This window comes from Paenibacillus sp. 276b (assembly GCF_900107875.1).
In the GTDB taxonomy this organism is placed as follows: domain Bacteria; phylum Bacillota; class Bacilli; order Paenibacillales; family Paenibacillaceae; genus Paenibacillus; species Paenibacillus marchantiae.
In genome coordinates this window covers 510561-536805 of the sequence record NZ_FNRR01000003.1, presented here as the reverse complement: position 1 = coordinate 536805, position 26245 = coordinate 510561, and the positions used below count along the sequence as shown (strand labels likewise).

Here is a 26245-nt window from a genome sequence, read left to right as displayed (position 1 = left end):
CTGCAATGCTGTGGAAGTGAAGGTTCTTTTTTGTTGTGTGGAGAAAGGGTAAGAATGAACCTTTGAAGGATCGGCTTTGTCTATAGATTTGAGAAGGCTGATGCAGAGAAAGGAGGGAAAGCTTTTGAACGAAAAGGAATTGTTTGAGATATACAACAAGGATGTGTACCGAACTTGTTATTACATGCTCCATCATGCTCAGGATGCCGAAGATGTATGCCACGATGTTTTTATTACGGTATTTCGTCAGGATTGGCAGAAGGTTGAATACATGAAGACATGGCTGATGAGAATTACGGTGAATCATTGTCTTAACTTTCTGAAGAGGGAACGCACAGCCAAGCAGCGGGAGAAAAGGCAGTTTATTCTCACCCCTCAACGAACTGCTGATCCGGTTGATACGTTGATCGAACATGTGGAGGAGTCCGAGGTCTGGGCACAATGGGTTCATGAGCTACCTGAAAAGATACGTTCAGCGATTCTGCTGCGTTATATGAACGAATTAAGTTTATCCGAAGCTGCAGAGATTCTGGAAGTGCCACTGGGAACGGTGAAGTCCAGAGTATATAAGGGAATTCGATTGCTTAGGAAAAAATGGGATCAAGCCAAAAAGCAACATCAGAAAGGGGAAATGTATAGTGAAGCATACGGAAAATCTGTTATCTCGTCATCTGAAAAATAATGCAGATATTCGCTATCCCGATTTCGATGCCATGTGGAATCAGATTCAACAGGATCAGGAGCGTTGCCCAGAGCTTCATGTATCAGAGAATAAAGAACATCTGCCGCAACAGATCAAATGGAAAAAGACTGCACTGATAGGAACCGCTGCAGTTATTCTCATGGCGACGCCAGTATATGCAGCAGTCCATTATAACTGGGGTGAAATTTTAAATGACCGTAGTGGTATCCAGAATGCCATGCAAAAGGATCTTGGACAGAAACTGAATCAGTCCGTAACGGTCAACGGTGTGACTTTAACACTGGATACAGCCTTTTCCGATGATAATCGCACGGTTATTTTGTATACATTGGACCCTGGTAAGTACGGAGGTGATACATTACAATTCCCTTCTATTGGCCTGCGGGATGAGAGTGGTAAGCTAATCGAGGGAAGATACTACCATGTTCCTGATCAGACCGATGGAAAGTTTAAAGGGTACTTTGAGACGGAGTGGACACCATCAGGAAAAGAAGCGAATGTCGACTTCACTGTAGGTGGAATCCAAATATTAGTTCCGGAAGAAAAGGAAATTACCCTAAATCCTTTTCAGCAACAATCACAGGTGTTCAATATCAATAAGGATGGTTTGGGTGAACTTGTAGTGAGCGCATTCAATGAAAAGGAAGATAAGATGATGTTGTCTACATCATTAACCTTTGATCAACCGGAGGTTCGTGACTATGCCTTTCCGTATTTAAAGATATACGATCAGAAAGGAAAGATTTTGGAAGGGAATGCAGCAGGCATATATGGAAAGCCGGGAGAACATGGTGAATATATATCGGAACAGTTCTATAACTTGGAGAAGTTGAAGCAACAAGCAGCAAGTTATGTACTGGCTTACAGTAAAGAAGAAGGCAAAATGGAGCAATCACTGGATATTGGTATACGTCTGGATAAAACAGAGATGCTTAGTGGTACTAGTAAAAGAGTGCTAAATATACCTCTGGATCAGCAGTCGGATGGAGCAGTCATCAAGGAAGCCATAATTACACCCACCCAAATCAGGCTGATCGTTACTCATAGCGAATATTTCATGCAATTACCATATTTGCAATACACACTTGATGTAAATGGCAGCCAGTTAATTGGAGGGGTATGGCCGTCGGACGATCCGGCACATGAAGCGGAACTGCGCTTCGAATTGACCTCTGGTCTAGAAATCAACCAAGATACACCAATGACCTTGTACGCTCGCCATAAAGTCAACTATTTTCAGGGTGAATTTGAGCCGATTACGTTATCCGAGATTGGGGAGAAACCACAGTACCTTGATTCAAATCTGGGCGGTTCCATAATCCATTGGACATATTACCGTAAAGACGGTGATTTGTACGTGGAGAGATATAGTGATGATCTACATTTTGGTGGAATTAATCAGACCTATACGATCCAGAAGGGCAAACGAAGTTATGGTACTCCTGCCAAAACTCAATTTGCCGGTGACGGAAAAAACCTGGGTATTGATCGATATAATAATTACACGTCGGATACAGCAATCGTATATCCCTGGATGTACAGTACAGAAGAACCGGAACGTCAAGTAGCTGTGCAACTGGAAAATAAGAATTGACAGGAAATATTTAGAAGTAATATACTGGATAAAATTTAACAGTCAAACGCAATGATCAGGAGTATTAAGGCACAAGGTTTGGTCCAGAGAACTGTCGCTTCGGTGCAAGGCAGTCCAACCTTTCCCCAACTCACCTGTGAGCAGCAGAATCGAACCGTAGTTACATGAATATCGTCATTGCTCAGCGCACAAAGGGCTGGATGTTAAAAATGATGCTATACGCTGACTTCATGTAGATCCTGACGGTTAACCTCCGTCATCAGGTCCTGAGATGTTATGGCAGGATAGGTTGGAGCATGATGTTTCCAATCCTGTTCATGGATCAAGAAGAGTGGTACCGCGAAGGTCAGACCTGTCGCCTCTTAGTTGAGGTGGCAGGTTTTTGTTTTTTTATATGGCCTTAATGTTGAGAAAAGGCAGGTGCAGAATCATGGAAAGATCACGTGTGATTGAGTATTATTCCAGATTTGACGAGTGGGGAAGGTTGGATCGGGAACCGCTGGAGTTCATCATTAACATGCATTATATCCGAGAGTCACTTCCGGCAACCGGACTTGTGCTGGACAATGGCGCCGGACCAGGCAAATATGCGATGGAGCTTGCCAGGCTCGGATACCATGTCACGCTGTCAGACCTGACCCCTGCATCTGTGGATATGGCTCAGCAGAAGGCAAAGGAATTGGATTTGACACAGCAGTTTGACAGTTTCCATGTATTGGATGCGACCCATCTGAACGGCATTGCAGATGAGACGTATGATGCCTCTCTGATGCTTGGGCCATTGTATCATTTGCAGACGGAAGAAGAGCGAGTGGCTGCGGTAAGGGAGCTGAATCGGGTCACCAAGCGTGGGGGAACTGTGTTTGTAGCGATGCAGAGCCGTATGCGAATGGGCATTACCTCTTTGCAATCCCCGCAGCAATGGAAACCACATGACCACATGGAAGCTATCCGGTCTTTTGTGGAAAAGGGGACATTCGATCATCTGGATCAAGGACGGTTTACGGGGGCGTACTATTTCAACATTCAGGATATTAACCCATTTATGGAGCAGTACGGATTCGAAACGGTAGACCTAATTGGATCGTCCAGTCTTAGAGCTATGCTCACAGAAGAGCAGCAGCAATATTGGAAAGAACGCGGGGAATACGATGAGTTGGTCCAGTACATGATTGAGGCGGCCAAAGACCCGTCAATACTGGGAATCTCGTCTCATCTCCTGTACATTGGGAAAAAGAAATAATCATTAAATCATTGGATTTTGAGAAGAATATGTCACGAAAGTGCCCTCTGGAAAACAGGGGGCACTTGTATTTTTCCTCAAAATAGTTCAATATTAAGATAAATAACAAAAGGTGATCTACTTACAATAGGTTAGATGAACGACGGATCGCTTCATACCAGGGAGGAATAGACAATGGAAATCGGAATCAGTACATTTGTGGAGACGAACCCAGATATAAAAACAGGAGAACTTATAAGTCATGCGCAGCGTATTCGCGACGTCGTTGAAGAGATCGTTTTGGCAGATCAGGTGGGGCTGGATGTATACGGCGTGGGAGAACATCACCGTGCCGACTATGCCGCTTCATCACCCGCTATCATTTTGGCCGCCGCAGCTTCACAGACCAAACGCATTCGCCTAACCAGCGCTGTAACGGTGCTATCTTCGGCTGATCCGGTACGGGTATTTCAGGATTTTGCAACGCTGGACGGTATTTCGAATGGGCGTGCGGAGATTATGGCAGGGCGGGGATCATTCATCGAATCATTCCCATTGTTCGGGTATGATCTGAATGATTATGATGAATTATTTGATGAAAAATTGGAGCTCCTCTTAAAGCTGCGTGATTCGGAAAAAGTAACCTGGGAAGGCAAACACCGCCCTTCCTTTAATAATCTAGGTATCTACCCGCGTCCGGTACAAGAGAAGCTGCCTGTATGGATCGGGAGTGGCGGTAACCAGGAATCGGTTGTCCGCGCGGGTCTGCTTGGATTACCGCTTGTTCTCGCCATTATTGGTGGTCGTCCTGTTCAATTCGCACCACTGGTGGAGTTGTACAAAAAAGCAGCTGCACATGCAGGTCACGACGCTTCCAAACTGACCGTTGCTTCTCACTCTCATGGCTTCATTGCGGATACAACAGATGAAGCTGTGGAGAAATTCTTCCCTCCAGCTCAGGCAGTAATGAATATGTTGGGCCGTGAACGCGGCTGGGGACACTATAGCCGTGCAACCTTTGACGCGGCACGTAGTTTGGAAGGCGCGCTGTATGTCGGTGATGTGGATACCGTTGCTCAAAAGATTATCTATCTACGTAAAGAAGTTGGTATTACACGCTTCATGTTACACACTCCCCTCGGCACGATGCCGCATGAGGAGGTAATGAGAGCTATTGAACTGCTCGGCAAAGAAGTGGCTCCCAAAGTCCGTGCTGAAATCTCGCGTTGGGAAGCTGAAAACGAAACCGCACGTTAATTAGCGATAGTAATCCCTTATATATAATGATAAAAAGGAGCAGGTCCTTCATCCGAGCGATGAAGTGCCTGCTCCTTCTTTCGTTTCCTTATCCATTCATGGCTTAGCCCTTGGAGGATACTCCAACAAGAGAAAGAATAACCATGGACAACGTATGATCATATAGCCGTTTCGCGGCCTCTTCACTCTCAATATGGCCTCCCAGGTACAGGTGGATGACGCCATGCAGAGGGGCCCAGATCATACGAACTGCAAGCAAGAGATCGTTCTCCTTAAGCATTCCCTGCTCAATTGAGACCGCAACCAGGGACGTAATTTGTTTGAGTGCAGTTGCTGTTCCTTGCAGACTCTCTGCATCTGGTTTGAATTCTGCAAAAGAACCGCCAAACATCAGCTGATAGAAGCTGGATTGTGTAATTCCGAAATCCCAGTAGGCATAAGCGAGATCGCGAAAATAATTCTCGAATGATGCTTGCTGCGGCACGGATTCAAACGATTGGGATAGGAGGGAGCACCCCTCCATATATAGATATTTAGCTAACCCTTCTTTCTTGCCGAAGAGGTTATATATGATTTTGGTGGAGCACTCCATTCGTTCTGCCACGCGCCGAACTGTAACGGCTTCGGGGCCGTGCTCTTGCAGCAAGGATGCGGCGGCATGCACAATATTTTGGCGCAGGTTTTCGGAGTGCTGGAGTCTGGCTTCCTGAAAGGTAGTGACCGTGTGAGCGGATTCTTTGGAACCCGAATTGTGATCTTTCATCTATCTCATCCTCATACATCCATATTGTTGTTTAACGGTAACCGTGTTTCTTATCGTCATTCTACTGTTTTACGCTGGAAATCGTCAAATGATCAAAAGAAGTTGACAGTACGAAGACAAGAGAGTACGATGATTTCATTAGGAAACAGTGTTTCCAATAAAAAACGAGTGTTCTGAAAAGGTGGATGAGATATGAAGCAGGTTCAAAATCAATGGGTACTCATTACGGGGGCTTCTTCAGGAATTGGGCAGACTTTTGCATTGGAGATGGCGTCAAAAGGAAAACATGTGGTCTTGGTGGCCCGATCGGAGTCCAAATTGCGTCAATTGGCAGAACGGATTGAGCGAACCTATCAAGTGAAGACGGAAGTGATCGTAGCGGATCTATCCCAGGCGGATGCACCACAACACGTTTATGAGGAATGTATGAATCGGGGCATACAGGTTAATGTATTAATCAACAATGCGGGATTTGCCACGCATGGAATGTTTGAGCAGGTGGATGGTGCACGGCAGCAGGAAGAGATTATGCTGAATGTACTCGCAGTCATGAACATGACCCATCTTTTCCTGCCAGGTATGCTGCAAAAACGGAACGGTACCGTCATCAATGTTTCTTCAACAGCTGCTTTTCAACCTGATCCATACATGGCTGTATATGGGGCTACGAAATCTTTCGTTCTTTCTTTTACAGAGGCGTTGTATGAAGAGAACCGGAAACGAGGCGTTAAGTTTTTGGCTCTATGCCCTGGCTCAACCGATACCTCATTCTTTGACGTAGTAGGAGCCGAAGAGGCCTCGGTAGGAAAACGGGATACGCCTGAGCATGTTGTGGAAGTGGCGATGAGGGCGTTGGATTCAGGCAAGCCGTATGCTGTGCCAGGTGCCTCCAATTATTGGACGGCCCAGTTCGCCCGCCTTATGCCGCGCAGACAAATGCTGAGGATCGTAGGGGGTATGCTTCGGCCCCGTTCGAAGAGTGGCAAGCCGCAAAAGGCACAGGCTTAACCATACCAAACCTACCAAACTCAAAGACGCTGCCAGCTGAAATACCCCACTGGCAGCGTCTCTAATTGAACAATCTTCAATACTGTGTAGGGTTACGCTGCATCCAGCAGCGCCCATTGAAATCAACGTATCGTTCAATCCCAACCCGCGAACAGGCTCAATTTCGTACCTCGCCAGTCACCTGATTTCCGTTCTTAATCAGAGTGTAGCGAATGAGCTCACCACTCCAGAAGTGAAATGTCAGCTTGATCTGTCCGTCGTGCAGTCCTTTGAGCCAATCGGGCTGTAGCTTAATTTCATTCGTTTCATAAGAAGGAGCAAATGTGGTCAAGAATTCCTTATACGGTGTCCAGTCCTGTGGCGCTGTGTTCTCACCGGATGTATACACAGCCTCCATCGTGGCAAGCTGATCACCTTGAAACTGGGTGGGAATGGAGATGCTGTCTACCGTACCTGTTGCGTGGCCCAACTCGGGCTCCGTGGACACAATCACATTCCATTTCCATTCTGCACCCTGATTGAACTTCGCTGTGAGTATCCCATTGTTCCCAAGCTTCTGAGTTGAGCTGATCATCCGGGATAACGCAGTGGATTTGACGGTTAACGTGTTGCCACTGAACGAATAATCCGTGCCAGCTTTCAGCATCTCCTCACCCGCATACAGGGCAACCAGCTTGTTTCCGTTTAACTTGATCGTCAATGGTCTGTCTTCCACAGGCGAACCTTGTCTGAAATAGAGCAGATCGCTTTCTCCTAGGGCAGAACGTCCTGTCCAGGATGCTTGGATCATCTGAAATAAATCCGGGTCAGCCCACTGGAATGTTTGTCGATTCAGATGCTGACCGTTGTCCCATAACATGGACGTGATCTTTTTTTCTTTTAACTGATGACCGATGAATTCAAAATATTTCAGCTTCTCTCCCTGTTCGATGACATCCGTATGTTTGTCAAAACCGAGCAGGCCGTATTCGCCCAGAATAACCGGAATGCCCTGAACAACCAGTGTGTTGTACACATTATTGAACGTGCTGGCCGCATCATTTTTCGTATCCGTATCGAAGGTGGTATGCCCTGCAATGTTGACACTGAACGGCCAATATCCGTAATAATGCACCGTAGCAATCAGATTGTGATCCTTCAGCCTGGCTATCGTCTGCTGCAAACTGTCGAGTCTCACCTGTGTTGGCGAACCTTCCAGTGTAGGCAGGACCAACGGGCGCTCGGCGTTATTTCCACCTGTTTCTCGTACCAACTTTACAAATGCAGTGTTCAATTCATGCAAAAGCTCTAACTGCCGTGCCTCATCAATATTGCTGCCTGAGCCCATGTCGCCTGCATTTGTTGCTCCGCGGTTAAAGCGCGGTTCGTTAACACTTTCAAACATCAGCTTACGTGGTTCATCTTTGAACTGCTTGGCAATCTGATTCCATACTGCTTTATAACGGGAAAGCACCTGATCATGGTCCGTCTCCAGTTGGCTGATCCAGAGGTAGGAATCATGGTGAACGTTCACGACGACATAGAGGTTGGCATCCAGCGCCCATTGGACAACCTCCTGAACACGAGCCATGTAGGCTGGATCAACAGTGTAGTCTGGTGCGTCCCCAATATGCCCATCCCATGTGACGGGAATGCGAATACTTCGGTATCCCTGAGCAGCGATCTGCTGTATCAGTTCCCGGGTAACTCGCGGGTTGCCCCAATACGTTTCATCAGGTCCGACCGTATCCAGAGAATTTCCCAGGTTCCATCCCGGCTGCATCCCGTCAACATCGCTTTGTAGCGGGCCAAAGGCTGTCATTTCATGTTGTCTGGCAAGTTCAGACTTGGCTGCAGAGGCAGGCAAAGGAAGCAGAATAAACAGACACAGGGTGATGCAAACAAGTGCCAGGACGAAATGGTGGCTAGGTGGGTTCATGAGGGCTCCTTTGGATGGGTATACATCGTTAATCTCGTGTGTGAAGCTTGATGTATTGCATTATATCAAAATGAACGTCTGCATAAATCATGTATTTTCACCCATGCTTCTGCGCGTTCTCCGACTCGTACTTTTCCCGGTGCTCCTGCTTCATTTTCACATAATCCGGATCCGTTTTGGCGATCTCCCATTGTGCTTTGAAAATGGCTGCTGATTCAGCCTTCACCTTATCATTCTGATAAGGCAGGATGGAGCCGTCCTCCTTCGAGTATTTGCGTCCGCCTTTATGATTCGTATACCGCCTTGCCCGCGTATAGCCCATTTGCAGAAACTTGCGTGCCATATCCATACCGACAAAGTCATCCTTTTTCTTATACTCCAAAAATAGTTCGTAGATCTTCTGCGAGGATTCTTTCGCAATTTCAGGTGTTTTGAACCGCCAGTGCGGTAGAATCTCGCTTTTGTAGGGCTCCACCATTAATACTCCTTGCTCTCCCCGGCCAACGGTATACAGTTCAGGCTGCTTGCGCAGATCAAGCTCCTCGTAATTGAGGCTGTAATCAAACTTTTTCATGGATTCCGCTCCTCCTTGAAGATTATTGTTCCTTTCCACCTCTTTACCCCGATTCTTGTACAACATGCACGGTTAATGGGAAAGAAGGGAAGTACATACATAGGAGGGATAAGGGTATGGGCATGTCCGGCAGATATCTTGTTGTCACCAATGAATTAATTGCATCCATTAAGTCAGGTGAAGTCAGTGTTCATGATTGTTCGGTCGAGCTGGATATCGATAAAATGTGGCAGATGCTTCAGTTTACGTTGACTGGTGAAGTGGTAGAGGGGCAGCCTCCTCTGGGATATGTGGTCCCTTTGGCAGGCGAACAATATCTGGGCAACTATTCAGACATGGATCTGTTCCTGCTGAACAATGAACAGGTGCTCGAGGCGTACATGGCGTTAGAACAACTGACACCTGAAGAATTGAAGAAACGGTTTAGCCTGGAACAAATGGTAGCTGAGGGCGTGTATCCTGTCATGGAGGATTGGGACGCAGAGGAGACATTCCAGGAGATCGTTCAGACACTAAATGATGTTCAGGCTTTATATCAGGCAACGGCTGCAAGTGGGAACGGAATTGTCTTTTATATTTTCTAAGTTCCCACCTCTGTCTGTTTAATTTTTCATTATTCCGGTTATTGATAGAAACAAGGCACAGATTGTTGCCTAAAATCCGGTAGAAGAGAGGGAATACGATATGACACAAGACCAGAATGAAGAGAACAAAGCCATTCAAGACGACGAACCGGATCAATTTGAAACCCCTGCACGTACCGATGGTAAAGAATCCGATGAGGACACTGAGGCAGAGGATACGGAAAAAGAATAAACTGAACTGTTTATGATTGGACTAGGCATAGTGTTGTTGAAGCCAATTACACCAAATTTTAAATATACGTCATACCCGAGGTCGGACCATCGTTCGGCCTTTTTTTGGTATTTATTTACCGATCCGGTTTACAACAATTACCTATAACCCTCATAATAGGAGTGAACCACATTTTTCCTAAGGAGGAGATCGTATCAAAAATCACAAGCTATTGAAGTGGATTGCCGTACCACTCGTTTTGATGATGGTTACGCTTACGGGATGTCAGGCCGTAGGTGGCGTAGATATTAGCAAAGCCGTTGTCAACAGCACAACCGTCAAGTCCGGTGAATCCAAACAGTCGATGCATATAAAAATTGAACCTACAGCAAACCTCGTCGATGAGGATGCGCTTCAAATGATTGAACTCATTAATTCCGTTTCATTGGATATTGAAGATGCCAAAGTGAAGGACTCCAACACGGCGTCTGTCAAAGGTACACTGAGTATGCAAGGAAAGAAATTACCTTTCCATCTGTCGATGGATAAATCGGAAATGGTCATTGATGTAGACGGAGCGCAAAAGCCTCTATACATATCTTTGGAGGATGACACACTTCCTATGCTAGATACGAAGGCGTTGGAGAAGCAGATCGAGGAGCTTTCCCCGAAATTGCTGACCTTTGCGCTGAAGCATTTGTCCAACCCGAAAAATATTTCCGTAACGCCGGTACAGGAATCGGTTAACGGTGAATCGCTGAGCCTCTCCAAGCTGCATGTGGAGATCAGTGGAGAAGAGCTTCTTGCCATGGTTAAACCGTTTCTGACAAGTGTTGCTCAGGATGAGCAAGGACTCAAGGATCTGATTGGAGATCTGTATGATGTGTTCTACCCTATCCTCGTTACATTCAACACGGTTGATATTGGCGACGGCAGTGCCCTTCCTTCTACGATTAGCGAATCACGGGATGCCGAAGTTGCTTCATTGTATGAAATGATTAAGGGCGGTCTTGACGAGATTCTTGCCAATTACGACAAGGAACTAGCCAACTTGTTGACCGAAACACCTGAATTGAAGACGGTGTTCGGAACTGAGACCAATCTCAAATTGGACTTTTATCTGGACAGCGCACTGAATATCCGTAAACAGAATTATGATTTCAAAGTAGCGTTGCCTGCTTCTGAAGATCTGCCGATCAAATCGGTATCCGTATATGGTGACAGTGAACTGTGGAATATTGGTGGACCAGTAACTGTGGATGCCGTGGACAAAACGGCTGGTGCAATTGATCTGATGCAGGGAGATATCACTCCAGGTCAGATGTTGCGCAATTTTGATTCCAATTCACTTGTGTATCAGCTGTTGAAAGATGAAGCGGGAATCACCCGTAAATATGTCATGTTGTATCCGGACGACGAAACCTATGGCGCAGTCACTGTTAAAAATACAACATTTGTTCCTCTTCGTTATCTGTCCGAGGAATTGGATGCTGAAGTGAAATGGACCAAAGGGTCGGATAAAATCGTCGTTATTGACGATATCACCGGCGATGAGATTGTCCTGACTGTGGGTTCCAAGAAGGCCACCGTTGCAGGCAAGGAAGTAACAATGGTCGAACCTGCTTATGTGGGCAAAAATGGCAAAACTTACGTCCCGCTGCGCTTTATGGCCGAATCTCTTGGAGCATCTGTAGATAAGGAAAAAGAAACAGGCTGGATTTTCATCGACCGGCCATAAGTAAGATTTGTATGTGAGTCTTAGGTTGAGAGGGGATTTCAGAGTATGCCAGATTTCTCGTAATGATCATGAAAGAACACAATGAAAAAATTCCGTTAGACCATTAACGGGATACGTGTGTCCTTTTTGACCCATTACGAGGAGCTTCGGCGTTTCTGAAATGATGAAACGAATCGGGGAGTGTCTCTATTGGAGGTGCTCCTTTTTGTCGTGCCATCCCAAATAAATCCCCAGAGGTGTTATATATGAAAAGTCAATTAATCATCCAATCCAGTTCGATTACATTACGTCCACTAACGCTGGAAGACCAGTACGCGCTGTACGCATTAACCCGACAACCGGAAATCACGGATATTCTTCCCGAATGGAGGATGACAGAGGAACAGCTGCATGGTTTTCTGCAATTTGTTGTTGGCAGTTACGAGCAGTTCGATCCGAAAGATGTACGGGTCATGCTAGCTGTTGTACACAACAAAGATCAGCAAATCATTGGCTGGTGTGGTGTGTTTCCCAATGACATGCTGGATAGTGATGATCGTGAAGTGGCTTACGCCATTTCACGGGATTATCGGAATAAAGGGTATATCACAGAAGCAGTGAATGCCTTAACGACATACTTATTTGAACATACTCTATTGGATCGAATTGTGGGTATTGTAAAGCCGTTTAACCAGCCTTCACGCAAGGTGCTTGAGCATGCTGGATTTCGTTATGTCTCTCGCAGAAAACTTTCGGATCAGGCAGACTACGATTATTTTGAGCGACATAAAGTACAACCGGCACCAGCATCTTCACTGGGGCTGCAATCTCTAGTTCAGCTTCGTCGTGCACGCCATGAGGATGCTGAAGTGCTCACGGAGATATGCACCAGAGCCTTTGATCATGCGATCAGGGTCTGGGCTAAAGGAGACACAGTTCCGGACAGCAACCTTTGTCCACCAGGCTATTCGTCTGTTCGTATGCACAGTTACGTGATCCGTGAATGGGACTATTACGTTATAGAATGGGATGGATGTACCATTGGTGGAGTCAGTGTCAATGTATTGGGAAGCAGGCATGCGAGACTGGATAAAATCTTTATTGATCCCGTTTGTCATGGTCGGGGTATAGGATCTCAGGTCATCAGGCTTGTTGAGGCCGAATTCCCGGAGATTGGGATATGGAAGCTGGAGACGTCGGGAAGACAGCGGGATAATCATCATTTTTATGAGAAAATGGGTTATATCTGTCTCTATGCGTCTGAAGATGAATATGGATATGAGAAAATCATAACAATAGAGCCTGTGATCCAGCTCCCATCCGAGGAAATATCCAATGTTAAGGATGAGACGGTTACTGAATTTTACCAAGCTGATCTGGATTCACTTCGCTTCAGCACCAGCAATCTTCGGGATATCCGGATGACCGATTGCAACCTGAGTGGGGGCAAATTCACCAATCTGAATATGACCAACATATTATTGGCCGATTTGCGTTTAACAGATAGCAAGGTTGAATTCTGTGCTTTGGATGGTGTTCATTTTCAGGATACACACCTCGGCGCAGACAGAGCACCCATGCGTTGGGAGCATTGTGACCTCAAGGGCAGTCATTTCAATGACTGTAATCTATCCGGCGTACAGTTGGAACAGTGTCAGGTGGCAGGAATGAAGATTAATGGCGTGGCTGTAGAGGAGTTACTTGCTGCGTATGAATCCATGAAGGCCAAAAGATAATTTACTTATAGCGAAATAGAGAACGCCCGTTTCCGACCTTTGTGTTGGAAATGGGCGTTTTTTTGATGTTACTTTGTAAACAGTCAGCTATGCTGCAAAGCCTGCGGCTTTTTGCTAAAGCCAGTGCTTCCCGCGGTAAAGCCCATCTGTTGGTAGAATTCATGCGCAGCTTCACGATCCGGGCGATTGCCGCTGTTTAGAGACAAGGAATCCACGCCATGAGTGGCTGCCCATTGTTCTGCTTCCAGAATAAGCTGACGACCGATGCCGGAGCTTCTGAACTGGTCATGCACGATAAGAGCCATAATACGGCAGTGTCTTCCGTTTTTTTCATATAGATAAGATGTTTGGAGGCCAATCAGTCCAACGACACGGCCACGGACCTCGGCAACCAACGTTGCAAAGTTTGAATCCGCAGCGATGTGCGAATAACGCTCCTTCATCTCGGCATACGTGGTTGGGTAACCGAGTTGATCCATAAGAACGACCATATCCTGTAGATCTTCAGGGGAACTGTTACGAATTGTTATATTCAGACTCATGATCGCGTTGCCTCCTTTTGGCGTTCTATTAATGAGAGATCAATAATGGAATCCAGCAAACTGGCAAAGGAGATACCAGCAGCGGCTGCACTTTTGGGCAGCAGGCTATTTCGGGTAAGACCTGGCAACGTATTCACCTCAAGCACATAGGGCATGCCATCCCGAATCATCATGTCCACGCGAGCATAGACACTACATTTCAACACCCGGTAACAGGTTAATGCCGCAGCTTCTACACGTTTATGCAAATCCGCAGGCAAATGGACGACCTGCTCCTCAGCGCCGCCATCATTATATTTGGAGGTGTAATCGAAAAAATCGGCATTTGAACGAATCGAGATAACAGGAAGCATCTGACCATCCAGAACGGCGCAGGTAATCTCCTCACCCTCAATATATTGCTCAATCATGACGACTTCGTCCCAGACGAGAGCCGCTTCTACAGCCGCATGAAGAGCCGAGGGTTCTTGCACCACTTGCGTGCCGATACTGGAACCGCCTGAATTGGGCTTTACCACAACGGGATACGTTAACTGCTGCACAGCGACTGATGACAATTCATCCAGACTGCTTACCTGAAGCCACTCGCCAGTAGGTACACCCGCATGCTGGATGAGGCGTTTGGACATATCTTTGTCCATGCATACGCTGCTCGCGAGGACACCACAGCCTGTGTAAGGAACACCCAGCGACTCCAACGTACCTTGAATCGTACCATCCTCGCCGTATTTGCCGTGCAGAGCGAGCAGTGCCACATCCAATCCTGCGGCTTTGTCAATAAGATCTCGTTTGCTGTTGATCTCCACCGGAATAACCTCATACTTCTGTCCATCCAGATGGTTCATCATCTCCCGTCCGGTGAGCAGAGAAACATTCCGCTCCGAAGATGTGCCACCCATTATCACGCCAACTTTCATGTGAATCCTCCTCATTTCATTTGAGCAACCGTCTCGCCAATGATGCGAATACCTTTGCGAATGTTCTCATCGCTGACTCGGGAGAAGCCCAAACGCATCGTGTTTTGTCCCTGGCCTGGTTCAAGATAAAAGGTATCCCCGGGCATGAAGGTAACGCCTTTTGCCTTGCAAGCCGCCAGCAGCTCCCTCGTGCGGTATTCTGGTGGGAATTGTACGAACAGGTGAAGTCCGCCTTCACCGGAAACCCGGCACATTGGCAGATGCTGCCGCAAGCAACGGACCACCAGTTCATATTTTCGCTTGTACTCTGTACGGGCCCGCTTCAAATATTTCTCGAAATTGCCGTTGCTCAGATATTGATAGAGCAGGGACTGGTCCAGCGTCGAGGTATGAATGCTGCGCGCCCGTTTCATGCTTTCCAGGTAATCAATCAGCGCCGCATCCGCAATGACCCAGCCTACACGCAGTCCCGGAAACAATATCTTGGAGAAGCTGCCCAGATACACGAGTCCGTTCCCTTTGCCCACACTGGCAATCAGAGGGGAGACATGGGAACCGGAATAGCGCAGTTCCTCGTTAAAGCCGTCTTCAATAATCGGCACCTGGTACTGGTTCATCAACCGAATGATCTCTGTCCGTTTGGCAGGTGATGTGACGATCCCGGTTGGATTGTGGTAGGAGGGCACGAGATAGGCCAGATCATACGGGTTGGCTGCAAGTTCCCGTTCCAACTGCTTTAGGTCCAGACCATCTGATTCCATATCCACACCGGTGAGATGGAATTGATGAAGTCTCAGATTTTTAACAGCGGTATGATGTGTCGGGTTTTCACACAGGGCCCTGCCGCTTTTTTTGCGAAGTGCGCCCAGTACCAGATCAAAACCTTCCGTAAATCCGTTGGTAATTAAAATATCCTTGCCGGATAGGTCGACACCTTTATTTTCCATATAGCGCAGCAGATACTTCATAAGAGGTCTGTAGCCTTGTGCATATCCGTAATTCAGCAGCACTTCCCCTTCAAGCGACATCCGGTCGAGAAAGGCTCTTTTGACATTGTGCATGTCGAACAGCTTCTCATCCGGCGCGATGCTGGTAAATGAAATCTCACCGCGCTCAGAGCCAGAGCCATGTTTCATCAGATCATACTGCTCCGCCTGGATTGCATAATCGCTGACACGTTCGTTCCAGTCCAGCTGCCACCCGGATGTTGCCTCAGGTGCATCAATGGTGGAGCTTACGTAATTGCCTTTGCCTTTGACCGCGTAAATCAGGCCTTCCTCCTCAAGTTCAGCATAGGCCAGCAGAATCGTGCTGCGGCTTACTTTCATGAGTGTACTGAGTTCGCGGGTGGAAGGAAGCTTTTGTTTGGCTTGCAGACCGCCTTTGAGCATCAATCGCTTCATATAATCTTTGACTTGTATATATACAGGGCGGTCCTCCGTCAGTTGCAGATCGGAATACATCCCATCACTCCCTTATTTGCTATCTTGCCATATTATAACCCCCGCAGAAAGAACCACGATACCTCTGTTTCCCTGCGGAGGTGGTTGGTTGTTTGCGCAAACGTAAAAAAGCCCTGGCATCATGCCGGGCTGGGGTGAAACGTGATCCATCTTTTATAGTGCTGCTGCTTATAACTTTCTAGGTTGGCGTTGCATGACTAGTCTCTCTAGGATCGATAGCTATCTGTCCTTCTACGTGTGTCTATTTACTCTCGTACGGCTATAATTGCAGGCTTTCTAGGTCAATCCAGTTCTATACTATCTTCGTAAATCTAGGATCTTTCTACGTTTGCTTGCTGCAAGGGTCGAATAGATGATGAATCGTAAAGCTATAAAGCTAGGTTCTTGCTAACTGTACTCTTGTCGTGCGCACGTAACAGAATTCAGTATGAAAAAGATGATCAATCATAGGGTACAATAGACGGAAGTAGATATAAAGACATATGTCTTAGTGCCCAAATTCTTCCTCATACCCCTATAGTACCACTTTGAATCAGGGAAGTTAACCTTTTTTTTGAAATATTTGTCGTAATAGTTGAAAAAAGCTTGAATCTTGCTTCTTATTAATGAAATGGTTTCCCTTTATAATATATGATAGGATGTAAACCTATAGATAATGAGGAAGTGAACCTATTGATTAATATTACTGTGCCAACACCAGATGTCATCATCACGAAGCAGGCTGATCCACAGCTTAGCCACATTTATGGATTCACCGATTTCCACCTGATTACACGGGAACAGGGCGGTATCTTCATGTTTTACAATGCTGCTGATGAGTTGTTATTTGTCGGGAAAGCACGAAAATTAAGACCGCGCATCAAGAAACATTTTGAAGATACCGTATCACCAATGAAGTCACACCGCGAGGAAGTAACCACCATTGAAGTGTGCGTTATTGAAGATCCGGTGGACCGCGAAATTTACGAGACCTATATCATCAACACGATGCGTGCGAAATACAATGTAGATAAAGTGTTGTACAAATAATTATCTCGAATATGCCCCAAGAGCGTTAAGAATTGGAATCAAATGATGGAATGTGCTGAATAAAGCGTAAAGTATTCTTCGCAAAGTTTTGGGACATATAGCCCATGCCTTGCGTCAACAGACAAGGATGTGATCTCCGGATTGCATCCCACGTCTGCCTGGAAGCATTAGAATTTATATTTTCAATATGCAATTTAATATGTAGTTCGTAGAAATGGCAATGTAGAACGTAGAGATGGTAGTACAGGATTAACCAAATACATAGAAGAGGTGATTGTTTTGATCGGACGTAGCGGTAACCCCACACTCAAAGATAGTACGTTTGAAGACTCCAGAGGCTATGGAGATGATCGATATCAGACTAGAATGACGATTAACGGTACGGTAAACAAGGCGTTTATTACGCTGGTAATCCTGCTGGGCAGTGCATTTGCATCTTGGATGATGTTTTTCAATGGGCAGGAAGTGCTTCCTCTTGCATATGGAGGGGCGATCGTCGGATTTATCCTCGCATTGATTATTTCATTTAAACCTGTTGCGGCGCCTTACCTTGTGCCGATCTATGCCGTTGCGGAAGGGATGTTCCTCGGAGCACTCTCGGCTACGTATGAATACTTGTATAACGGCATTACGCTGCAAGCTGCTTTGCTGACCATGGCCGTCTTTATTGCTCTGTTGATGGCATACAAGACAAGATTGATCAAAGCTACGGAGAATTTCAAGCTGGGGGTTGTCGCAGCAACCGGAGGTATCATGATTATGTATCTCCTCAGTTTTGTTCTTGGTTTTTTCGGGATTACCGTTCCCTATCTGCATGACAACAGCCTGATCGGAATCGGCATTTCTGTCGTCATCGTCATTGTGGCCGCACTGAATCTGGTACTTGATTTTGATTTTATTGAAAGTGGTGCCGACAACGGTGCTCCGAAATATATGGAGTGGTACGGTGCATTTGGATTGATGGTTACGCTGGTATGGCTGTATCTAGAAATTATTCGTCTACTCGGCAAGCTGCGGAGCCGGGATTAATTCAATTCAAATTTTTACAAACTTAATGTTGCAAAATTCGTCATCAAAAGCTAACTCGTGCCCAAAACACGCAGTTAGCTTTTTTGCCTTTTACGGGATTGTCTTAACATCGAACTGTGTACATTCTTCCATATATGGATTGACTGTATGGAAAAGAATGTGATATTTTAATTGATAATGATTATCATTTTCGTTAGTCTAATATAGTACCGGCTTTATTGCCCTGTACATTTCATATCAAACCGATCAAGCAGATCGAAAGGAGTGGCCTCATGTTACTGGAAAATGATTCGCAGACCCCTGCGCACTTACCCGTTACCGGCCGCAGTCCCAAGACGGATCTTGCCAAGGTAAAAGTATATATGGATGAGCACTATGACGAACCATTGTCTATTGCGGATCTCGCCCACAAAGCCAATATCAGTGCGAAATATTTCGTGGACCTGTTCAAGAAGACCTACGGGCAGAGTGCAATGGAATATCTGACCGATCTTCGCATCAATCGTGCGAAACGATATCTGAAAGAAACAGGATACAAACTTCGTGAAATCGCGCTGAGAGTGGGCTATAGCGATGAGTATTATTTCAGCCGCAAATTTAAAAAAGAAGTGGGCGTATCTCCTTCGGATTATGCCAAAAATGCGAGAATACGCATCGCCACCTGCTCCTCCAGCATTATTGGACAGCTGCTGGCGCTTAATGTCATGCCTGTCGCTGCGCCGATTGACCCCAAATGGACCGCTTATTATTATAACGCGCACCGGACAGAGATTCAGTCACATTTGAGACTGACAGACCCGTATACCAGCTTGAGATTTGAAGCCAACGTGGAGCGTTTGGTTCATATCCGGCCGGACGCTATTGTCGGTACGGATCAGATCAGTGATCAGGATCAGGCCAAACTGGCTGAGATTGCCCCTTGTTGTTTTGTACCGAAGTATCACTTGGATTGGCGTGCGCAGTTACGCATGATTGCTGCTTTTCTGGAACGGGAAGAACAGGCAGAGCAGTGGATTAGCGTATACAATCAGCGAGTCGAGAAGGCACGGGATTCCGTAAAACAGAAAGTGGGGCGAGAGAAGGTCATCGTTGTCCGGGTGTATGGTCAGCACCTTTATCTGTATCGAAATCCGGGCATTGAAGAGGTGTTGTACAATAATGGATTACAACTGGAGACGTTTCCCGATGTTCAGGCCAACACACGGTTAACATTGGAACAACTGGCTGCGCTAAATCCAGATCGGATTCTTGTTATGGTGTGTCCTGAGGCCGCATCGCGGGCGTATTGGCTTAGTCTACAGCACTCGCCGGTATGGCGTCAGCTTAAGGCAGTAAGGCAATACCAGATTCATCTGATCACAGGTGACCCATGGTTTGACTACTCTGCCGTAGGCGTGATGCGCATGCTGGATGAAGCGCTCCTGATTTTCACGGGATATTGTCCAAATGTATATCTGGATAACGTCCATGGTGATTCCCGGGCTACATGACATATAATCCATCTATCTAAATGAGAATGTTTATCAAGGGGGATATGTCATGTTTCAACAGAAAAAAGGTAACGGACAAAGTTCCGTTCGTCCATTTCGTAGTACCGGTTTCTCGGCCTTGCTCGTACTGGTATTGATTACGGGTTTGCTGTCTGCCTGTGGTTCAAAATCAGAAGTTGAGGGAGAAGCACAGAAAGAGCAGCCAACAACGGAGGCTTCGACCACGGCCTCATCAGGGACTGCTGTAACCGAAGGGAATACGGAAGAAACCAAAGGAGAACGAACTGTCAAAGATGATCTGGGACATGATGTTATCGTTCCTGAGCATACGGAGCGTGTTTTTGCACCTTATCTGGAAGACTCTCTGCTGACGCTAGGCGTTAAACCGGTAGCTCAGTGGGCGAGTGGTACGCAAGGCCATGTTTACCTTAAGGACCAGTTGAGCGGAGTGCCAACACTGGATTTCTCCAGTGGTTTGCCTTCTCCTGAAGCACTAATGGCGTACAATCCGGATTTTATTATTCTACACACGGCCCAATATGCTGAGAACGGTGTATATGAGAGTTATTCGAAAATTGCACCAACCTACGTATTTACGAATGCTTCGGGTGATGTAGAGAAGTCTTTGCAGGTGATCGGTGATCTGCTGGGCAAAACGGCTGAGGCCGAAAAAGCCATTGCAACATATCATGCGAAGGTAGATGATGCTAAGGCCAAGCTCGCCAAAGTTACCGAAGGCAAGAAAGCAGCGATCATTCGTTTTGCACCTCGCGGGATCAGCATGATGGGTGGTAACTACTTTAGTGGTTACGTGGTATATCAGCAATTGGGGCTTGGCAAGCCAACACTGGTACAAACGGAGAACAGCGCAACGGTATCGACCGAGGTGTTGCCTGAGATTGATGCCGACTTTATTTTCACGGTGGAACAGGGTCCGGGGAGCATGAAGGAAATGACGGATACCAAAGTATGGAACAGCATGCCAGCCGTTAAAGCTGGAAATGTGTACGCAGTAGAGCCAGCTCCGTGGCTGGGCGGTGGATTGATTGCTTATGGTCATGTCATTGACGACACGCTGAAGGCGTTAACGCAATAATAAAGACAATCCGTTGATGTATTGATCGCAATATGAGAAATGTAGCTCCCTGCGGAGTGCCAGAAACCGGACAAATTCCAGCGTTTCAGGTATTCCGTGAGGGAGTTTTTTTATTTTGAGGGGTAACCAAGTCGGTTACAGAAATGTGGAAATATGGAGATAATCAAAATCATTTCTGGATATCGTCCATGGGACAGTCGGATTTACTCTCTTATAATTGGTAATGAGAATCAATCTCATACATTTCAATAATTATATTAAACATAACAGTATAAGTTGAGTTTATGAACTACACAGAAACGGAGACGTCAGAAAAAACCTGGAGAAGCGAAGCGTTCGCCTGAAAGCTTTCTGAAAGAAAGCTACGTCGAAAGCATAGGCTATCTCCGGATTTCTCCCTTTATAAGAGGGGATAGAGGAAATCTGGAGATAACAGCGATTGGAAGGTTATTCTGACGGTGGAGTGTATGTGTAATTCAATATTCAACTTATATACGCAGAACAACGAGGAGGAACCATCCGTAATGACGTTTCAACCCAATCAACCCGCATCTGGCACCCTTGAACATATCGCACGCAGTACAGTACAGATTCCCCGTGCCGAACAATGGACCATGAAGTCACGCAACGGCAATCATGCCTATCAGATCATGGTATTCCAACCGGCAGAAGCGCCACCACCTTCGGGGTATCCGGTGATCTATCTGCTGGATGCCAACTCGGTGTTTGGCACGATGGTCGAAGCTGTTCGTGTACAGGGCCGCAGACCGGAGAAGACCGGAGCACTTCCGGCCATTGTTGTTGGCATTGGGTATCCAACGGCGGGCCCTTTTTCGCCGCACCGTTACTATGACTTTACCCCGCAGGCCACAACGGAATATACCCAGAATTCGGACGGAACACCTTTACCGAAACAGGGTGGAGCCGATGAATTCTTGCAGTTTATTGAAGAAGAGCTGAAGCCGGATATGGAACAGCAGTATCGGATTGACCGGAGCAGACAGGCTATTTTTGGCCATTCCCTTGGTGGATTGTTCGTATTGCATACGCTGTTCAAGAAACCAGAAGCTTTTCGCTATTACATTGCGGGTAGCCCTTCCCTTCACTGGAACCAGAACGTCATGCTGGCGGAGGAACAGGAATTTGGCGCACGGCTGGAAGAGCATCCCGTGAACGTCAATGTGTGGATTGGCATGGGTGAACAGGAGAAGACGCATCCTGCCCGCAACAATGATAAAGCTTCGAGTCTTACAGAACGGTTATCTGCGCTGAATCAGCCGGGTCTGGACATTAAATATACCGAGTTTGAAGAAGAAAACCATGTATCCGTATTGCCATTTCTGATTAGTCGTGCTATTCGTTTTGCCTGCAGCCCGGAGTCGTAGAAGGGAAGAGGCGACAGTATTTCTCAATTAGAGGTATCGGTATGGGAGATTGGGCGAAAGGCAAGTGGAGTGAAATGTTATGGATTTACGGATGATCCAATCAGATTCAGCAGGCTAACATATCTCTCCAAACAGGAGAGGGAGCAGTGATGCAAGGGAGGAACGGGAGTGAGTTACACAGGAATTGATGGAAAAGTAGCCGTAGTCACCGGTGCTGCACAAGGCATTGGTGAAGCCGTGGCGAGATTGCTTGCCGAGCAAGGCGCTATTGTTGCAGCTGTCGACATACGAGAGGATCAGTTGAATCAACTGGTCACAGATCTGCATAGTCAGGGTTATCAAGCAACAGCCTGTCCTGTGGATATATCTAATCGTCAATTCGTCGAAGATGCAATCCAGCGTATTGAGAATACATTAGGTCCGATTGGCATTTTGGTGAATGCAGCGGGAGTACTATACACGGGGGCTGTGAGTGAGCTCCGCGATGAAGAGTGGACAAGAACTTTTGACGTGAATACACATGGTGTATTTTACATGTCACGTGCTGTGGTGCGATACATGGCCGAACGTCAGTCGGGGGCGATCGTTACTGTCGGTTCAAATGCTTCTGGTGTGCCCCGGATGCATATGTCCGCCTACGTAGCCTCCAAAGCGGCTTCAACCATGTTCACCAAATGTTTGGCTCTTGAATACGCCTCAGATCATATCCGCTGTAACATTGTATCTCCAGGTTCGACGGATACCGATATGCAGCGTGCATTGTGGGCGGATGAGCAGGGAGCACAGGCCGTTATCGCGGGTTCCCAGCAAGCATACCGACTGGGCATACCACTGAACAGGCTGGCGTTGCCATCGGATATAGCGGATAGTGTGCTTTTTTTGGTATCGGATCAGGCTAGACATATTACGATGCATAACTTGTGTGTGGACGGAGGCGCCACGCTAGGTGCCTGAATCAAGATAAGGAGATGATAATCATGTCAAAAGCGGGTACGGTTGCTGCAACTTCCGCCTTACACCTTCTGGAACAATATCAGGAAGGGACGTCCTTTTTCTGGTCTTCACCGCAACATACCCTGTTAGCTCAAGGGGAACAAATTCGATGGTCTGCCATGGAGGCATCGGAAGAGAATACAACGGATTCCATGGGCGCGGTTAATGTTAATGAACAAAAGCGGAATGAAGAAACGCAGCTTTTCATTAACCGGATGGAGCAGTTGATGGAAAAGGCGAGACGCTCGGGCCAAACGAAACCGATTGTGGTCGGCGCCATTCCGTTCGATCCGATACATTCTTCTGCAGAGCTATTCGTGCCAGAGAAGATCCAATGGGCTGATCCTTTATCCCCGGACGCCAGAGCATCGGTGGAAAAACGCCCAGCTGCAGTGGGTTGTGAGGTACGTGAAGAACCTACCGGAGCTATATTTCAGCAAAGCGTAAAAAACGTTTTGTTGGATCTAAATCAAGGCAATCTCCACAAAGTGGTGTTATCCCGTACACTGCATGTGACTTCACAGACGATTGTGAACACGCATCAGTTACTCCGTAATTTGTTCAGGGATAACACACACGGATATACATTTGCTGTTCCGATGACGAAACTCTCTCTAGCAAAAGGTGATATAACAACGAATAAACGCGCTTATGTGGAGACGGAAAAAGAAACTCATCGGACTTATATCGGAGCGAGTCCCGAATTGCTGGTTACCCGGAAAGGGTCCAAAGTGAGAGCCAATCCACTCGCTGGGTCTGCTGCCCGGAGTGATGATCCGGCTGAGGACTGTCGCCGTGCAAAAGCACTGCTGGCTTCCGCCAAAGATCGCCATGAACATGCAGTAGTCATTGAGGCTGTGGCGGAAGCGCTGCGTCCGTTGTGTAAGCAGCTATCCGTCCCGGCAGAACCCTCCTTGATCCAAACACGAACCATGTGGCACTTATCTACGGAAATTCACGGGGAGCTTGCTAATGTGAACACATCATCACTGGAACTTGCGTTTGCTCTCCACCCTACACCAGCAATTTGTGGAACGCCTGTACAGGCCGCTCGGGAAGCCATCCGAGAACAGGAACCGTTTGAACGGGGATTATTCACCGGCATGGTGGGCTGGTGTGACAGTGAGGGTGACGGCGAGTGGGCTGTAACGATCCGATGTGCGGAAGTGGAAGGGAATACGCTTAAACTGTTCGCTGGCGCGGGTATTGTGGCAGGTTCTACAGCCGAAGCGGAGCTGGCAGAGACCTCAGCGAAATTCGGAACAATGCTGCTCGCCATGGGTTTGGATTCATCTGTGTCCAGTATGAAGGAGGAATGAATGATGCTGTCAGGATTTCAGGCCTGGCCTGAGGAAGTTGCCGAACGTTATCGTCAGGAAGGCTGCTGGGAAGGAATTACGTTTGGAGAAATGCTCCGCCAGCGCGCAGAACGATATGGCAATCGAGTAGCCGTTATCAGTGGTGAACAACAATTAACCTATGCGGAGCTGAACGATCGGGTGGATCGTCTGGCTGCTGGCTTATATGCCAAAGGAATACGACAGTATGATCGAGTCATTATCCAGCTGCCCAATATTACGGCGTTTATCGAGGTGTGTTTTGCCTTATTCCGCATTGGTGCACTGCCTGTATATGCACTTCCCTTACATCGGAAGAGTGAGATTACGTATTTTGCCCGTTTCTCTGAGGCCGTAGCATACGTGATACCTGATCAGGATGGAGGGTTTGATTACTGCACACTGGCCGAAGAGGTTCAGGCAGAGGTTCCGGGACTTCGGCATGTATTCGTGGCGGGAGAAGCGGGGCGATTTACGGCTTTGGAGGATGTTTATACAGCACCAGTCACACTGCCGGATGAGCCAGTTTCTTCGGATGTTGCTTTTCTACAGTTGTCTGGTGGAAGTACCGGGCTGTCCAAAATGATTCCCCGCACTCATGATGACTACATCTACAGTTTGCGGAGAAGTGTGGAAGTCTGCGGACTTACCCCAGATAGTGTCTACCTGGCCGTTCTGCCTATAGCACATAACTATCCCATGAGCTCACCCGGCTTTCTGGGTACGCTGTATGCAGGTGGAACCATTGTACTGTCACGCGGGTCCAGCCCGGATGAAGCTTTTCCACTCATTATGCGCCATAAGGTAACCATAACGGCTCTTGTACCACCACTTGCGCTCATATGGTTGAATGCGGCGGCTACCCGGGGGGTTAAACTTCCTTCACTTGAGGTGCTTCAGGTTGGTGGAGCCAAATTCAGCGCCGAGGTGGCTGCACGTGTCCAACCCGTTCTAGGCTGCACCTTACAGCAAGTGTTCGGCATGGCGGAGGGGCTGGTGAACTACACCCGTCTGGATGATCCGTTGCATGTCATTGTTAACACTCAGGGCAAGCCGATGTCTCCGTATGATGAAGTACGAATTGTGGATGACGAGGACATGGATGTGGAACAGGGACAATCGGGGCATTTACTGACACGAGGGCCTTATACGATTCGTGGTTATTACAAGGCTGAGGAGCATAATGCCAGATCGTTTACCACGGACGGTTTCTATCGTACCGGAGATATTGCCAGTCTTACGGCTGATGGATATCTCGTTGTGGAAGGACGGGCGAAGGATCAAATTAACCGTGGCGGCGATAAAGTGGCCGCCGAGGAAGTGGAAAATCATCTGCTGGCGCATCCTGCTGTGCATGATGCGGCTTTGGTATCCATGCCGGATGAATATCTGGGCGAGCGCTCCTGTGCATTTATCGTGCCGAGCGGTGAAGCTCCGTCAGCTGCCGAAGTGAAATCTTTTCTACGTAATCGGGGTCTGGCCAGCTATAAAATACCGGATCGGATTGAATTTGTGCAGTCTTTTCCCAAAACTCAAGTTGGCAAAGTAAGCAAAAAAGCGTTGCGTGAGATGATTACGGCTAAACAGCCCATATCCTAATTGTTATTTCTGATAGATAGCATTACAGCGCAGTGATGAACATGATTGTGATAAATAAAGCTGAAAAGAGGGATATTC

Annotated in this window: 23 protein-coding genes; 17 read left to right on the top strand and 6 right to left on the bottom strand. The window is 47.1% G+C overall.

The window, feature by feature from the left end:
• Positions 1-124: 124 nt before the first annotated feature.
• From BLV50_RS18335 to BLV50_RS18320, 4 genes are all read left to right on the top strand, one after another.
• The gene (locus tag BLV50_RS18335; RefSeq protein ID WP_072733841.1) at positions 125-682 is read left to right on the top strand and encodes an RNA polymerase sigma factor; all 558 of its coding nucleotides are present in this window, start codon (positions 125-127) and stop codon (positions 680-682) included.
• Positions 639-2297, top strand: coding sequence for a DUF4179 domain-containing protein (locus BLV50_RS18330; RefSeq protein ID WP_090809268.1), 1659 nt, complete (start codon positions 639-641; stop codon positions 2295-2297). Before BLV50_RS18335 ends, BLV50_RS18330 begins: the two co-directional genes overlap by 44 nt.
• Positions 2298-2727: 430 nt before the next feature.
• A complete protein-coding gene (locus tag BLV50_RS18325; RefSeq protein ID WP_090809266.1) occupies positions 2728-3540 on the top strand; it encodes a class I SAM-dependent methyltransferase in 813 nt (270 codons plus the stop codon).
• A 174-nt stretch (positions 3541-3714) separates the two neighbouring features.
• On the top strand, positions 3715-4776 hold the full coding sequence (locus BLV50_RS18320) for an LLM class flavin-dependent oxidoreductase (RefSeq protein ID WP_063565871.1): 1062 nt from the start codon (positions 3715-3717) through the stop codon (positions 4774-4776).
• A 103-nt stretch (positions 4777-4879) separates the two neighbouring features.
• On the opposite strand, the gene BLV50_RS18315 is transcribed toward BLV50_RS18320, so the two are convergent.
• Entirely contained in the window at positions 4880-5539 is a 660-nt protein-coding gene (locus BLV50_RS18315; protein WP_063565872.1) for a TetR/AcrR family transcriptional regulator, read from the bottom strand.
• Positions 5540-5731: 192 nt separating this feature from the next.
• Between BLV50_RS18315 and BLV50_RS18310 the strand changes: the two genes are divergently transcribed.
• The gene (locus BLV50_RS18310) at positions 5732-6547 is read left to right on the top strand and encodes an SDR family NAD(P)-dependent oxidoreductase (RefSeq protein WP_063565873.1); all 816 of its coding nucleotides are present in this window, start codon (positions 5732-5734) and stop codon (positions 6545-6547) included.
• A gap of 157 nt (positions 6548-6704) precedes the next feature.
• Here BLV50_RS18310 and BLV50_RS18305 read toward each other — a convergent pair whose 3' ends face one another.
• Both BLV50_RS18305 and BLV50_RS18300 read right to left on the bottom strand, forming a co-directional pair.
• A complete protein-coding gene (locus BLV50_RS18305) occupies positions 6705-8465 on the bottom strand; it encodes a cellulase family glycosylhydrolase (protein ID WP_090809264.1) in 1761 nt (586 codons plus the stop codon).
• Between the two features lie 97 nt (positions 8466-8562).
• The gene (locus BLV50_RS18300) at positions 8563-9039 is read right to left on the bottom strand and encodes a DUF4385 domain-containing protein (protein WP_063565875.1); all 477 of its coding nucleotides are present in this window, start codon (positions 9037-9039) and stop codon (positions 8563-8565) included.
• A gap of 122 nt (positions 9040-9161) precedes the next feature.
• Between BLV50_RS18300 and BLV50_RS18295 the strand changes: the two genes are divergently transcribed.
• The 4 genes from BLV50_RS18295 (at position 9162) to BLV50_RS18285 (ending at position 13287) form a co-directional block, all read left to right on the top strand.
• The gene (locus tag BLV50_RS18295) at positions 9162-9623 is read left to right on the top strand and encodes a YfbM family protein (protein ID WP_218135407.1); all 462 of its coding nucleotides are present in this window, start codon (positions 9162-9164) and stop codon (positions 9621-9623) included.
• 100 nt (positions 9624-9723) lie between these two features.
• Entirely contained in the window at positions 9724-9855 is a 132-nt protein-coding gene (locus BLV50_RS33550) for a hypothetical protein (protein WP_256336468.1), read from the top strand.
• Positions 9856-10066: 211 nt separating this feature from the next.
• A complete protein-coding gene (locus BLV50_RS18290; RefSeq protein ID WP_231952839.1) occupies positions 10067-11572 on the top strand; it encodes a copper amine oxidase N-terminal domain-containing protein in 1506 nt (501 codons plus the stop codon).
• Positions 11573-11817: 245 nt separating this feature from the next.
• Positions 11818-13287, top strand: coding sequence for a GNAT family N-acetyltransferase (locus tag BLV50_RS18285; protein ID WP_090809262.1), 1470 nt, complete (start codon positions 11818-11820; stop codon positions 13285-13287).
• Between the two features lie 83 nt (positions 13288-13370).
• On the opposite strand, the gene BLV50_RS18280 is transcribed toward BLV50_RS18285, so the two are convergent.
• From BLV50_RS18280 to BLV50_RS18270, 3 genes are read right to left on the bottom strand one after another with little or no spacing between them, the layout of a single operon-like run.
• Complete coding sequence (locus BLV50_RS18280; RefSeq protein WP_256337988.1) at positions 13371-13829, bottom strand: GNAT family N-acetyltransferase; 459 nt, start codon at positions 13827-13829, stop codon at positions 13371-13373.
• Entirely contained in the window at positions 13826-14746 is a 921-nt protein-coding gene (locus BLV50_RS18275) for a D-alanine--D-alanine ligase (RefSeq protein ID WP_072733833.1), read from the bottom strand. The genes BLV50_RS18280 and BLV50_RS18275 overlap by 4 nt, the downstream gene beginning before the upstream one ends.
• Positions 14747-14757: 11 nt before the next feature.
• Entirely contained in the window at positions 14758-16209 is a 1452-nt protein-coding gene (locus BLV50_RS18270) for a MocR-like pyridoxine biosynthesis transcription factor PdxR (protein ID WP_090809260.1), read from the bottom strand.
• A 672-nt stretch (positions 16210-16881) separates the two neighbouring features.
• Here BLV50_RS18270 and BLV50_RS18265 point away from each other — a divergent pair.
• From BLV50_RS18265 to BLV50_RS18230, 8 genes are all read left to right on the top strand, one after another.
• A complete protein-coding gene (locus BLV50_RS18265) occupies positions 16882-17238 on the top strand; it encodes a nucleotide excision repair endonuclease (protein WP_090809258.1) in 357 nt (118 codons plus the stop codon).
• Between the two features lie 279 nt (positions 17239-17517).
• Positions 17518-18267: a Bax inhibitor-1/YccA family protein gene (locus tag BLV50_RS18260; protein WP_063565881.1), complete on the top strand. Its 750-nt coding sequence runs from the start codon at positions 17518-17520 to the stop codon at positions 18265-18267.
• 272 nt (positions 18268-18539) lie between these two features.
• Positions 18540-19757 (top strand): ABC transporter substrate-binding protein, encoded by a 1218-nt coding sequence (locus tag BLV50_RS18255; RefSeq protein ID WP_079697546.1) that lies wholly within the window; start codon positions 18540-18542, stop codon positions 19755-19757.
• Between the two features lie 49 nt (positions 19758-19806).
• Entirely contained in the window at positions 19807-20853 is a 1047-nt protein-coding gene (locus tag BLV50_RS18250) for an ABC transporter substrate-binding protein (protein ID WP_090809256.1), read from the top strand.
• Between the two features lie 524 nt (positions 20854-21377).
• Complete coding sequence (locus tag BLV50_RS18245) at positions 21378-22238, top strand: alpha/beta hydrolase (protein ID WP_090809254.1); 861 nt, start codon at positions 21378-21380, stop codon at positions 22236-22238.
• Between the two features lie 168 nt (positions 22239-22406).
• Positions 22407-23192 carry a 2,3-dihydro-2,3-dihydroxybenzoate dehydrogenase gene (locus tag BLV50_RS18240; RefSeq protein WP_090809252.1) on the top strand — a complete coding sequence of 262 codons (786 nt, stop codon included), beginning with the start codon at positions 22407-22409 and terminating at the stop codon, positions 23190-23192.
• 23 nt (positions 23193-23215) lie between these two features.
• Positions 23216-24550: an isochorismate synthase DhbC gene (gene dhbC / locus BLV50_RS18235; RefSeq protein ID WP_090809250.1), complete on the top strand. Its 1335-nt coding sequence runs from the start codon at positions 23216-23218 to the stop codon at positions 24548-24550.
• Between the two features lie 3 nt (positions 24551-24553).
• Entirely contained in the window at positions 24554-26167 is a 1614-nt protein-coding gene (locus BLV50_RS18230) for a (2,3-dihydroxybenzoyl)adenylate synthase (RefSeq protein WP_090809444.1), read from the top strand.
• Positions 26168-26245 lie beyond the last annotated feature (78 nt).

Coding starts and splice junctions, on each gene's coding strand:
- dhbC (WP_090809250.1), top strand. CDS start 23,216: ATGTCAAAAGCGGGTACGGTTGCTGCAACTTCCGCCTTACACCTTCTG.
- BLV50_RS18255 (WP_079697546.1), top strand. CDS start 18,540: ATGTTACTGGAAAATGATTCGCAGACCCCTGCGCACTTACCCGTTACC.
- BLV50_RS18320 (WP_063565871.1), top strand. CDS start 3,715: ATGGAAATCGGAATCAGTACATTTGTGGAGACGAACCCAGATATAAAA.
- BLV50_RS18270 (WP_090809260.1), bottom strand. CDS start 16,209: ATGTATTCCGATCTGCAACTGACGGAGGACCGCCCTGTATATATACAA.
- BLV50_RS18300 (WP_063565875.1), bottom strand. CDS start 9,039: ATGAAAAAGTTTGATTACAGCCTCAATTACGAGGAGCTTGATCTGCGC.
- BLV50_RS18315 (WP_063565872.1), bottom strand. CDS start 5,539: ATGAAAGATCACAATTCGGGTTCCAAAGAATCCGCTCACACGGTCACT.
- BLV50_RS18230 (WP_090809444.1), top strand. CDS start 24,554: ATGCTGTCAGGATTTCAGGCCTGGCCTGAGGAAGTTGCCGAACGTTAT.
- BLV50_RS18280 (WP_256337988.1), bottom strand. CDS start 13,829: ATGAGTCTGAATATAACAATTCGTAACAGTTCCCCTGAAGATCTACAG.
- BLV50_RS18285 (WP_090809262.1), top strand. CDS start 11,818: ATGAAAAGTCAATTAATCATCCAATCCAGTTCGATTACATTACGTCCA.
- BLV50_RS18310 (WP_063565873.1), top strand. CDS start 5,732: ATGAAGCAGGTTCAAAATCAATGGGTACTCATTACGGGGGCTTCTTCA.
- BLV50_RS18305 (WP_090809264.1), bottom strand. CDS start 8,465: ATGAACCCACCTAGCCACCATTTCGTCCTGGCACTTGTTTGCATCACC.
- BLV50_RS33550 (WP_256336468.1), top strand. CDS start 9,724: ATGACACAAGACCAGAATGAAGAGAACAAAGCCATTCAAGACGACGAA.
- BLV50_RS18325 (WP_090809266.1), top strand. CDS start 2,728: ATGGAAAGATCACGTGTGATTGAGTATTATTCCAGATTTGACGAGTGG.
- BLV50_RS18295 (WP_218135407.1), top strand. CDS start 9,162: ATGTCCGGCAGATATCTTGTTGTCACCAATGAATTAATTGCATCCATT.
- BLV50_RS18275 (WP_072733833.1), bottom strand. CDS start 14,746: ATGAAAGTTGGCGTGATAATGGGTGGCACATCTTCGGAGCGGAATGTT.
- BLV50_RS18250 (WP_090809256.1), top strand. CDS start 19,807: ATGTTTCAACAGAAAAAAGGTAACGGACAAAGTTCCGTTCGTCCATTT.
- BLV50_RS18245 (WP_090809254.1), top strand. CDS start 21,378: ATGACGTTTCAACCCAATCAACCCGCATCTGGCACCCTTGAACATATC.